Annotated in this window: 6 protein-coding genes; all 6 read left to right on the top strand. The window is 73.6% G+C overall.

Annotated elements, in window-relative coordinates; genetic code table 11:
* The first annotated feature begins 118 nt into the window (after positions 1-118).
* Entirely contained in the window at positions 119-3,322 is a 3,204-nt protein-coding gene (locus LG943_RS11770; RefSeq protein WP_270072272.1) for a hypothetical protein, read from the top strand.
* A gap of 40 nt (positions 3,323-3,362) precedes the next feature.
* Entirely contained in the window at positions 3,363-6,599 is a 3,237-nt protein-coding gene (locus LG943_RS11765) for a hypothetical protein (protein WP_270072271.1), read from the top strand.
* Positions 6,508-6,834 carry a YbaB/EbfC family nucleoid-associated protein gene (locus LG943_RS11760; RefSeq protein WP_270072270.1) on the top strand — a complete coding sequence of 109 codons (327 nt, stop codon included), beginning with the start codon at positions 6,508-6,510 and terminating at the stop codon, positions 6,832-6,834. The genes LG943_RS11765 and LG943_RS11760 overlap by 92 nt, the downstream gene beginning before the upstream one ends.
* An 88-nt stretch (positions 6,835-6,922) precedes the next feature.
* Complete coding sequence (locus LG943_RS11755; RefSeq protein ID WP_270072269.1) at positions 6,923-7,309, top strand: hypothetical protein; 387 nt, start codon at positions 6,923-6,925, stop codon at positions 7,307-7,309.
* A gap of 113 nt (positions 7,310-7,422) precedes the next feature.
* The gene (locus LG943_RS11750) at positions 7,423-8,859 is read left to right on the top strand and encodes a hypothetical protein (protein WP_270072268.1); all 1,437 of its coding nucleotides are present in this window, start codon (positions 7,423-7,425) and stop codon (positions 8,857-8,859) included.
* Positions 8,860-8,963: 104 nt separating this feature from the next.
* Positions 8,964-12,284 carry a right-handed parallel beta-helix repeat-containing protein gene (locus tag LG943_RS11745; protein WP_270072267.1) on the top strand — a complete coding sequence of 1,107 codons (3,321 nt, stop codon included), beginning with the start codon at positions 8,964-8,966 and terminating at the stop codon, positions 12,282-12,284.
* The last annotated feature ends 87 nt before the right edge of the window (positions 12,285-12,371 follow it).

Below are 12,371 nucleotides of genomic sequence, written 5' to 3'. Positions count from 1 at the left end.
CCCGAGCCGCCGGCCGCCCCCTCCACCAGTCGGACCGCTTGCCCTTGGCGGTGCCCCGCTCCGGCGCCGCCCTCCCCGTTGACCCCCCTGGCGCACCGGAGACCAAGGAGACACAGCCGTGTCCAAGCCCCTCGACAACGGGTCGACCGACGACGTCATCGACCCCTTGAACACGCCCCTCGTCATCACCACGGTGTCCAACGGCACCGACCCCGGTGTCCAGCACGCCACGTGGGAGGACGACACCGGGTCGGGCAGTGTCGAGCACGACCCGGAGACGGGGGTGGTCACCATCGAGCACGAGCAGGGCGTGGTCACCCTCGACCCCTCCACCGCGCGGCGCGCCACCGTCGACCCCGGCCCCAGCGCGGTCGTGATGGACCCGGGCACCGGGCTGGCCCACCTGAACCTGGGCCGGGGCGACACCTCCGGGACCGGCGGTGCGGGCGAACCGGAGTCGGCCCTGGCCCTCAAGGCGGAGGTCGCGGTCGAACGTCCGTCGGCGCCCGACCTGTCCAGCCCGCCGGTGACCGACCACGCCACCGCCTTCCGCGCCGCCCTCTCCCCCCAGCACCCGGTCACGCCCCAGGAGCAGAGCACGGCGGCCGTCCAGGACACCGGCTTCGAGCCCCTCCAGCAGGCCGAGCCGGTGCGGGCCGCCGAGCCCGCCCTCCTCGTCGCCGGCGAGCCCGCGGCGACCGCGGAGCCGCTGGAGCAGGGGACGGCCCGCCTGCTCGACCCGGTGCGGCAGGGGGAGCCGGAGATCCTGACCAAGCCGCTGGCCGAGGTGCCCACCGAGCCCATTCCGGAGGGCCTGGGCGAGCGGCTGGTGAGCAAGCTGGAGGAGAACCCGCCGCAGGAGAACGGCGACCCGGTCCCCGGCCACGAGGACGGCTCCGGCTCGCCCATCGAGGTCGACTCCGAGAACGGCGTCATCACGGTCAACGTCGGCGACCTCAAGGTCACCGTCGACCCGCGCGCCGACTCCATCACCATCGACCCCGGCGACGAGCGCCTCACCATCGACCCCGACACCGGCCTGATCAGCACGGGCGGCGAGGAGGAGTCCGGCCAGGAGGGGGCGGACGGCCCCGACGTGCAGACGGTCGGGAACGACGACTCCGGGGGCGACGACGACTCCGCGGAGATCGCCGAGACCGAGATCGGCGTCGACCTCGGCAACGGCTACGAGGGCGACGACGGCTCCCAGGAGTCGGGGGAGACCGGGAGCGGCGCGGACGAGGACGGGCGGGGCGGCACCGAACTCGGCGAGATCAGTCTCGACCCCGACACCAACGCGATCAGCATCGAGCACGGCACCGACCCCATCACCGTCGACCCGGGCGAGGACGGGGCGGTCGGCACCGTCATCGACCCCGGTGACGCCCCGGTGTCCATCGACCCCGAGACCGGGCTGCTGACCATCGGAACCCCGCCCAAGGACGGCCCGGCGGCCGGCTCCGGCGACGGCGACGGGGAGGGCGAGGGCTCCCCCGACGACCCGCGGATCAGCATGGACCCCGAGACCGGCGCCACGTCGATCGACATGGGCGACCTCGACGTCACGGTCGACCCGGAGTCCGACACGGTCACCGTCGACCCGGGCGAGGGCAACAAGTTCGACGTCGACCCGGAGACGGGCCTGATCACGATCGTGCCGGCCGACGAGGAGCAGGGCGGCGGGGGCGGCGGCCAGACCGGGCAGGACTCCCCCGGCGGCCAGACCGGGCCGGGCGACGACGGACCCGGAAAGGACGGCCCGGGCAAGGACGGGCCGGGCGGCCAGGACGACTCCGGGTCCGACTACCAGACCCAGCCCAAGCCCGGCGAGGAGGACTCCGACAGCGGGGACGACTCCTCCGGCGGCGACAGCGGCCTGCCCTCCGGCGACATCCCGACCGAGTCGGGGGGCGAGGACGGCATTCCGCAGCCGGGCGAGCCCGGCGCCGCACCGCGTCCCGGCGAACCGGGCGCCGCGCCCCAGCCGGGGGAGCCCGGCGCCGCACCGCAGCCGGGTGAGCCGGGCGCCGCGCCCCGGCCGGGTGAGCCGGGGTCGGGCACCGACACTCCCGGTGGCGACAGGCCCGGCGGCAGCCAGACCCCCATCCCGCCCAGCTCCCCGGGAACGACCGTGGGCGGCGGCCCCATGCCGGGGATGCCGGTGGGCGGCACGCCGGGCGCCTCGACCCCCGGCGGCGACACCGGGACCCCCATCCCGCCATCCGAGCAGGGCACGGTCGTAGGGAGCGAGACACCTCCCAGCGAGACGGGCGGAGGCCCCACCACTCCCGGCGGCGACAACGAGACGCCCATCCCGCCCTCCGAGCAGGGCACGGTCGTGGGGGGTGGAACCCCTCCGGGCCAGACGGGCGGCGGCACCGGAGAGCAGCCGCCCCCGGAGGAGCAGCAGCAGAACCGCCTTTCGCCCTACCAGCCCGGGCTCGACAACGCGGGCGGCGGGGACTCCCCCGGACCTCAGGCCACGCCCACCACAAGCTTCAAGCCCGACGTCCAAACCGGGGACACTCCCGACGACCAGGCCAATCCGCCCACCGACACCGACAACGCGGGCGGCGGAGACTCCCCCGGACCTCAGGCCACGCCCACCACAAGCTTCAAGCCCGACGTCCAAACCGGGGACACTCCCGACGACCAGGCCAATCCGCCCACCGACACCGACAACGCGGGCGGCGGAGACTCCCCCGGACCTCAGGCCACGCCCACCACAAGCTTCAAGCCCGACGTCCAAACCGGGGACAAACCGCACGAAAAGCCCGATGATAAGCCGGAAGACAAGCCCGGCGACGACACCGGCGACGGCCCCGGCGACAAGCCGAACGACAAGCCCGGCGACGACACCGGCGACAAGCCCGGTGACGGCCCGGGCAACAAGCCCGACGTCATGGCCATCGACTTCGCGCGCGTCAAGGCCCTCAGCGACAACTTCCTCAAAGACTTCTACGACGACATGCAGACGCATGACGTCACCTTCAGCCTCTACGCCAACCCTCCGACCGGTAGTACCGAGCAGGCGCCGGTCTTCCACCTGAAGATGGGAAACCAGCAGTACCTGCCGGCGGCGGGTCAGGTGAGCACGCGGGTCGACGCCCAGCTCAAGGGCATCAGCGCGGAGATCGACAAGCTCCGCGAGGAGATGGACCGCATCATCGACCGCCTCAACAGCAGCCGGACGAAGTTCATCATCGAGGAGGAGAACCAGGAGCTGACCGCCCAGCAGCTCAACTGGCTCATCGACTCGCCGCCGGGATCGCAGGCGGGCGGCGAACAGACCAACGGCGAAGACCCTCCGCCCGCCCCTTGACCGTCCTGCTCCCTGTTGGCCGACGCGGAAGGAGGCGAGCATGCCGCCGCCGAAACTGCACGACATCATGAACATCTTCTCGGACCCGGGCGACAAGGGTCCCGTCATGCCGCTGCCCAACGTCGACGAACTGCTGAAGACCCCCTGGCTCAAGGACGGGATGTACTACTTCCCCAAGACCACGGACTTGGATCAGCAGTGGGACGGCATGAACCGCTGGTGGCGCAAGCAGATGACCGACGCGAGAGCATCGTGGCACTACGCCGGCTACACGATGAACGACGAGTTGTGGGACACCAAGGAACCCGACTTCCGCAACAAGCTGCAAGCGCTGGCGAACGTGGCCACGCACGCCGGCGGCGCGATCTCGACCATGTACGACCGCGCGTCCAGCGGCACGATCGCCCACCAGGTCCACACCTTGGAGCACTACCTCAAGAACTACGTGGGCGACAAGGGCGGCACCGGGCTCATCAACGAGTACTACAAGCTCAACCTGCCTGACAGCGCCTTCCAGGGGACCGCCGCCGGGCACTTCGGCTACCGCATCTTCGACCTCTCCCTGCGCCTGCTCGACATGGCCGACCGCCTGGACGAGCTGGACCAGCAGATCACCTGGATGCGGGACCAGATCCAGCCGAAGCTGGAGAAGCTGGGCGAAGCCGTCACCAGTTGGATGAACAACGGCAACGGCCGCATGAAGTGGCTCCTCGACGACTGGTACTTCAACACGACCTCGGGCACCGAGCGGTGGGACGCGAACGAGGACCGGTTCTGGATCCGGGTCGCCGCGCCCGGGGAGATCGGCAGTACCGACCCTACGGGGGTCTGGGGCGTTCCCACGGACACCGTGACCACCGACAACGCGCACCGCGTGCTCAACGAGCGGTGGCTCAAGCAGCTCAACCCGGTCATCCTGGCCGCCGAAGCCGCCTACACCGCGATGGAGACGGCCTACAAGGAGTCGGTGGCGAAGATCAGTTCGGAGTGGGAGGACCTCGAGGGCGCTCCGCCGATCACCACCATGGGCCCCGACGGCGGGGAGGGCCCGGGCGGCGGGGACGAGGAGAACCCGTTCGACGGCATCTTCGACGACGTCTTCCCCGACGACATGTTCGACGACGTCTTTCCGGACGACATGTTCGACGACATGTTCCCCGACGACATGTTCGACGACGTCTTCCCCGACGACATGTTCGACGACATCTTCGGCGGCGGCGACAACACGCCGCCCCCTCTGGACTACCCGGACGGTTTCGACACCGACGGCGACGGTGTTCCCGACAGTCCCACCCCGCCGCCGGCCGAGACCCCGCCGCCGCCACCGCCACTGGACCTCAACGGCCCCGGCGGCACCGACACCAACGGCGACGGGATCCCCGACACCACCTCCTCCCCGCCGCCGCCGGCCGAGACCCCGCCGCCGCCACCGCCGCTGGACCTCAACGGCCCCGGCGGCGTCGACAGCAACGGCGACGGCATTCCCGACACCACCGTCCCGCCGCCGTCGGCGACCACCCCGCCGCCGCCACCGCCACTGGACCTCAACGGCCCCGGCGGCACCGACACCAACGGCGACGGGATCCCCGACACCACAGTGCCCCCGCCCCTGAGCGAGGCCCCCCTCGATCTCAACGGCCCCGGCGGCTCCGGCGGCGGCGACGCCCCCCCGCCGCCGGCCGTCGTGCCCCCGCCGCCGCTGCCGACGAACTTCGGCGGCGGTACCGGCCCGGGATCCAGCCTCAACACGCCGCGCTCGCGGCAGCCGCTGGAGACCGACCCCGACTCCGGGCTGCCGATCGACCCCGAGACGGGCGAGCCCTTCCCCGTGGATCCCGAGACCGGCCGGCCGTTCGACCCCGACACCGGGCTGCCGATCAACTTCGACCCCGAGACCGGCGAGGTCACGCCGATCGACCCGGTCACGGGCGAGCCCATCGACCCCGACACCGGTCCGACCGACCTGGAGGCCGACCCGATCACCGGGCTGCCGCTCAACCCCGAGACCGGCGAGCCCTTCCCCGTCGACCCCGACACCGGTGTGCCCTACAGTCCCGACACCGGCCTGCCCATCAACTTCGACCCCGGCACCGGCGAGGTCCTGCCGATCGACCCGATGACCGGCGAGAGCTTCGACCCCGACACCGGGCTGCCGGTGAGCTACGACCCCGCCACGGGTGAGCCGCTGCCGCTGGACCCGATCACGGGCGAGCCCTACGTCCCCAGCGACCCCCCGACGCTGGAGACCGACCCGGACACCGGGCTGCCGCTCAACCCCGAGACCGGCGAACCCTTCCCCACGGATCCCGACACGGGCATGCCCTACAACCCCGACACCGGGCTGCCCCTCAACTTCGACCCCTCCACCGGCGAGGTCTACCCCGTCGATCCCACGACCGGGGAGGCCATCAATCCCGAGACGGGCGAGCCGTTCCCCATCGACCCCGACACCGGGGGCCAGTACAACCCCGACACCGGGCAGCCGCTCAACTTCGGCGGCGGCAACGGCCCGGACGCGCCCACCGACCTGTCCCGCGACTTCCCCGAGTACGAGCCGCCGCCGGTGGCCTCCGTGCCCCCGCCGCCAGAGTCGCTCAACTACGGGTCGGACAACCCCGGCCAGAGTCCGGGGAGTTCCGACCGGTCCTCGCTGTTCGCCGGGGGTCCCCAGCCGAGCACCCGGGACATCCCCGATCCGCTGCCGCTCAACGGCCCCGGCTCCTCCCCGGGCGGCGGCGCCGACGGCGCGAACGTCCCCGGGGGCGGTGTCGGCAGCGGCGCCAACCTGACCGGCCCCGGCGCGGGTCTGGGCGCCGGCGGCGCCGGGGCGGGGGGGCCCGCGGCCGGTGCCGGCGGCGCCGGGGGCGGCGGCCTGGCCGGCGGCGGCCCGGGCGGCGCCATGAACGGGGTGAACGGCATGAACGGCATGGGCACCCCGATGATGCCGCCCATGATGGGCGGCATGGGGGGCATGGGCGGCGGCGGCCAGGAGAACCGCGAACGGCAGCGCACGACGTGGCTGTCGGAGGATGAGCGAGTATGGGGCACCAACGCCGCCCAGAACCGCACGGTGCTGGGCCGGCCGGTGCCGGGAGCCGACAAGAGGAGTGGAGCGCGCAATGAGTACGTGGATGCCGGAGGAGAGCGCACAAGAACTGGCTCGGCTGCATCGGACTCTGCGCGAAGTGGAGGACGCAAGCGCAAGCCTGGAGCAGGCAACCGAGGAGGCCGTCGCGAAGAACAGGCTCGTCGCGGCGACGGTGAACGCGAAAGGTGAGCTGGTCGACCTCAAGTTCCACACCCAGTCCTACCGGGACATGGCGCCCACGGAACTGGCCGGCGCCATCCTCGACGTGGTGCGCAAGGCCCGCGAGCAGATGGCCAAGCGGGTCGCGGAGCTGTACCAGCCGTTCGCGCCGCAGGGCATCGACATGGACGAGCTGATGAAAGGCACGTTCCGGGCCGGCGACCTCTTCCGCGACCTCGGCATCGACCCGCCCCCCACCAAGTAGCGCCGCCTCGGGGCGCGCGGCGGCCCGCCGCGCGCCCCGGCGGCCCCCCCGGCCGGCTCCCCCGCCTCCAGCAGAAAGGACCCCCGACATGCCTCCTGGCGACTCGGTGACCGTCAACGAGAACGGCTCGGTCGACCTGTTCGTCTACCCCGACGGGGTCTCGCGCGACGGTGCGAGCATCCACGTGCCGGCGGACATGATCGACGAACTCATCCGCCGCTACGAGGCGGCCAGCGCCGCCCTGGGCAAGCCCTGGGGCGAGGGCGACGAGTTCGCCGAGCAGATGGAGAAGGTGCTCGGCCCGCTCCAGACCAACCTCATGACCTACCTCGGCTACATCGCCGAGGCGCTGCGGATGTCGGCCGACAACACCATCCGGACCGCCAAGAACTTCCAGGTGACCGAGGAGAACAACATCACCACGATCACCGGCACGGGCGGCGGCGCCGACACCGGCGGCGGCGGCCGGCGCTGACCCCGCGCCCTCCCACGCACCACACCCCCCACCCCCCGTAGGACCCCCCGCGAGGACGCGGCGGCCCCGCCCGGTCCGCCGCGTCCGCCCTCACGGAAGGGCGACCGACCCCCATGACCGAACCCTCCTTCCAGCCCGCCGGCCAGACGCGCGGGCGCGGACCGGCGGGACTGCTGATTTGGCCCGCGCGGATCCCGCTGAACCGGCCGCCCGAACCGGCCCGGGCGCCGGCGCCCGACACCGGATTCGGCGAGCGGGCCGCGCCGCCGGCCCGTACGGGCGCGCCCGCCCGCGCCGCCGCCCGGCCGGGCATCACCGTGCCCGACAGCGACCCCACGCCCCTGGCCAAGCCGGCGGCCGACACCGACCGGCCGCTGGGCCGGCCGGGCGCGCCGGCGATCGCGGGCGCCGCCATCGCCGGCGCGCTGCTGGTGGTGGCGCCGCTGGCGCTGTCGGCGCTGAGCCGGCCCGAGACGGTGGCGACGGTGCCGATCACCGCCGCCGGCGCGGGCCTGCGCGCGGACGGCCCGGGCTCCGGAGGCGCCCGCCAGGACGGCGGCGACTCCGCCGCCGACGCGGCGGGCGCGGCCGGCGGGGGCGCGGCCCAGGCGCAGGAGGACCCCGGGTTCGTGCCCGAGGCCATGTCGGAGGACGCCGCCGGCCCGGGCGCGCCGGGCGGCGAGAATTCGGGGGGCTCCGGGGGTTCCGGGGGCTCGGCCGACAACGGCGCCGGCGGCGCGCCGGTGGCCGGCGCGCCGCCCGCGGACGCGGGCGGGGGCGGCGATACCGGCGGCGGGGGCGGCGCAGCCGGCGGGGGCGGTGGCGATGACGAGGGCGCCGACACCGGCAGCGGGGGCGGCGAGGGCGGGGCCGGGGACCCCGGCGCCGCGGCGGCCGCGGCCGGGGCCGGTCCCAGCGGCGAGCCCTCCCCCGGCGACGAGGAGGGCGAGTCCGGGGAGTCCGGGGCGGGCGGCCCGGAGGGCGGGACCGCCGCGGCGGGCGACGCCCGCTCGCCGAGCCCGTCGGCCTCCGCGCCCGCCGCGGCGGCCTTCACCGCCGTCGCCGGGCCGGGCTGCCCGGCGGGTTCGGCCGCCGCCTACGGCGCCGAGGGCGCCGGGACCGACGGCTGGGCCACCCGCTCCGGCGGCTACGCCGACGACGGCTGCGACGGCTCCTACGACGCCATCCCGGTGTCGGGCACCACCGAGCACGGCGACGGCCGCTTCGCCTACTGGACCTTCCGGCCCGGCCGCGCCGAGGCCGACTGCGACCTGTTCGTCTTCGTGCCCGACGACGACAGCCCGCAGTGGGTCGCCGAGCAGGAGGCGATGTACCAGATCTTCCCGGGGGCCGAGCCCTCGGGCACCGCCGCGGCCGTCTTCGGTGTCGAGCAGGCGTCCGCCAGGGGAGGATGGGTGCGGGTCACCGGGTTCACCTCCCCCGCCGAGCAGTTCACCGTCCAGTTGACCAACATCGGCGAGAACAGCCTGGCCGACCAAGGGCTCACCACGCACGTGGCGGCCTCGGCCGTGCGGGCCGAGTGCACCTGACCCCACCCCGCACACCGCGCGGGCGGCCCCGGCGCCGCCCGCCCCGCACAACCACGACGGCCCCGCCGCGGGCGGTCCCCGAACCGAAGAGAAGGAACGTTCCGATGGCCAGGCAGCTTCTTACGGTCGACCCGGACTCCGCGGACGCGCATCCGACGATCGGCGCGGCGGTCGCTGCGGCCGAGGACGGTGCCCTGATCTCGATCGCCCCCGGCCGCTACGAGGAGAGCCTCGTGCTGCGCAAGGTGGTCACCCTGGTGGCGCGCGACGGGCGCGGCAGCGTGGAGGTGCTCGCCGAGGAGCGCAGCGCCGTCGCCTCGGCGGCCGAGGCGGTGAAGCTCTCGGGGCTGGTGCTCAGCGGCCGCAACGACGAGCGGCCGACGGTGGACATCGCGGCCGGGCAGGTCGAGATGGCCGACTGCGAGATCAGCTCCGTGGCGTGGGCGGCGGTGTCGGTGCGCGGCACCGGCGCGCTGGCGATGCGCGAGTGCCGGGTGACCTGCTCGGGCGGGGCCGGCGTGGTCATCACCGCGGCCGAGCCCAGCGCGGTGGAGGACTGCCTCATCGAGGAGGTCGGCACCAGCGCCCTGGTCATCGGCGAGCGCGGCCGGCCCACGGTGCGCTCGTGCGTGCTGCGCGACGCCGGCGGCAACGGCCTGTTCGCGAGCGGCCAGGCCGCGGGCACGGTCGAGGGCTGCGACATCTCCGGCACCACCAAGCCGGCCATCGCCCTGGAGGACGACGCCTCCACCAGCGTGCGCGACACCCGCGTCCACGACACCAAGGGCGACGGCCTGATGATCTCCAGCCGCGCCCGCCCGGTGGTGGAGGACTGCGTGATCGAGGACGTCGGCGGGCGCGGCGTGGGCGTGCACAGCGGATCGGACCCGCAACTGTCGCGGGTGGCGGTCAACCGCGCCAAGGGGGTCGGCATCCACGTGTGGGGCAAGGCCCGCGGCCTGTTCGCCGACTGCGACGTCACCGACCCCGAGGGCGACGGCGTGCGCGCCGAGGACCGCGCGGGCACCTCGTTCATCGGGCTGACCGTGCGCGGCGGCACGGGCGTCAGCCTCAGCGGCGGCACCACCGCGGAGTTCGACCGGGGGATCGTCACCGGCACCTCGGGGCCGGGGATCGTGGTCGAGGAGTGCGCGCCGTTCCTGCGCGGGCTCGCCGTCACCGACACCCGGGGCCAGGGCGTGCTGTTCCGCAAGGACGGCCACGGCCGCATGGAGGACGTGTCGCTGGACCGCACCGGCAAGGCCGCGGTCATGGTCAGCGAGGGCTCCCGGCCGCTGCTGACCGGCGTGCAGATCGGCGAGAGCCAGGAGAACGGGGTCACCGTCGGCGCCAAGGCAAAGGCCGACCTGCGCGACTGCGACATCTCCGGCTGCGTGAACGAGGGCATCGCCGTGCACAACGGCGGCGAGGTGTCGGCGCTGCGCTCGCGCGTGTACAACGGGCGCCGCAACGGGGTGCTGGTCGCCGCCGGCGCCACCGCGTCGCTGCGGCACTGCGAGGTGTTCGGCAACGGCGGCGACGGCGTGCTGATCCACTCCACCGAGGATGTGGTCCTGGAGGACTGCTCGGTGCGCGAGAACAAGCGGTCGGGGCTGCGCCAGACCGCCAAGAGCGACCGGGTGCGCGCCGAGGACCTGCTCAGCCACGACAACGGCTCGCCCGACGCCTACGGCGAGAACGCCGGCACCGCTCCGGCGCCGTCGTCGGCGCCGAGCGAGCCGGCCGAGGACGCCGCCGAGGACGGCGGGCCGCAGGCCAGCGGGCCGCTGGCCGAACTGGAGGGCCTGGTGGGGCTGTCCAGCGTCAAGCACGAGGTCAAGACGCTGATCAAGCGCACGCAGATGAACCGGCGGCGCGCCGAGATGGGGCTGCCCACGCCCACGATGAGCCGGCACCTGGTGTTCGGCGGCCCGCCCGGTACCGGCAAGACCACGGTGGCGCGGCTCTACGGCCAGATCCTGGCCGACCTGGACGTGCTGCGCTACGGCCACGTGGTCGAGGTGGCGCGTGCCGACCTGGTGTCGCAGTACGTCGGCGGCACGGCGATCAAGACGACCGAGGTGTTCGAGCGCGCCAAGGGCGGCGTGCTGTTCGTGGACGAGGCCTACACCCTGTCGGAGGGCAGCGAGGGCGGCAGCGGCCCCGACTTCGGCCGCGAGGCCATCGACACCCTGGTCAAGCTGATGGAGGACCACCGCGACGAGGTGGTGGTCATCGTCGCCGGCTACACCGAGAACATGCAGCGGTTCCTGGCGGCCAACCCGGGCCTGGCGTCGCGGTTCAGCAAGACCATTGAGTTCCCCAACTACGAGGTGGACGAGCTGGTCCAGATCGTGCGCAACATGTGCGAGGCCAACCACTACACGATGGACGAGGCCACCGTCGAGGCGCTGAGCGAGTACTTCGAGCGGATCCCCAAGGGGCCGGCGTTCGGCAACGGCCGCGACGCCCGCAAGATCTTCGAGGGGATGATCGACCGCCAGGCCTACCGGCTCGGCGGCGAGGCGCCCGACGACCCGGCGGAGCTGGCCCGGCTGACCCCGGCCGACCTGGGGCCGGAGGTGCTGGAGGGCGCCTCGGCGGGGGCCACCCAGGACGACCTGGCCGCGCTGCGCGCCGAACTGGACGGCATGATCGGCCTGTCCCAGGTCAAGGAGACGGTCAACGACCTGATCAACCTGGTGATCATGGCGCAGCGCCGGGCGTCCATGGGGCTGCCGGTGGCGCCGATGAGCCACCACCTGGTGTTCGCCGGGCCGCCCGGTACCGGCAAGACCACCGTGGCGCGGCTGTACGGCCGGCTGCTGCACACGCTGGGCGTGCTCCCCGGCGGCCAGGTGATCGAGACGGCGCGCTCGGACCTTGTCGGGCGCTACATCGGCCACACCGCGCAGATGACGGCCGAGGTGTTCGAGCGCGCCAAGGGCGGCGTGCTGTTCATCGACGAGGCCTACACCCTGGCGCCGGCGGGCGCCAGCGGCAACGACTTCGGCCAGGAGGCCATCGACACCCTGGTGAAGCTGATGGAGGACCACCGCGACGAGGTGGTGGTCATCGTGGCCGGCTACACCGGCGAGATGCAGCGGTTCCTGGCCTCCAACCCGGGTCTGGCCTCCCGGTTCAACCACCACGTGGAGTTCGCCTCCTACAGCGACGACGAGCTGGTCACGATCGTGGAGAGCATGGCGACCGCTTCGGGGTATGTGTGCGGTGAGGAGACGCTGGCGGCGCTGCACGAGCACTTCTCGGCGGTGCCGCGCGGCGCCGCGTTCGGCAACGGCCGCTACGCCCGCCAGGTGCTGGAGCGGATGATCACCCGGCAGGCGGGCCGGCTGGTGCGCGCCGAGGGGGTGGCGGCCGAGGACTTCACCGCGCTGCTGCCCGAGGACATCCCGGCACCGTAGTCACCGCGCGGGTCCGGGCGGACGCAACCCGTGGTCAGCGGGCCGCCCGGACCGCAAAACACACCAAAACACATTGACTTGACCTGG

It is taken from the genome of Streptomonospora mangrovi (assembly GCF_027604915.1).
In the GTDB taxonomy this organism is placed as follows: domain Bacteria; phylum Actinomycetota; class Actinomycetes; order Streptosporangiales; family Streptosporangiaceae; genus Streptomonospora; species Streptomonospora mangrovi.
This window is presented reverse-complemented; position numbering and strand designations above follow the sequence as displayed.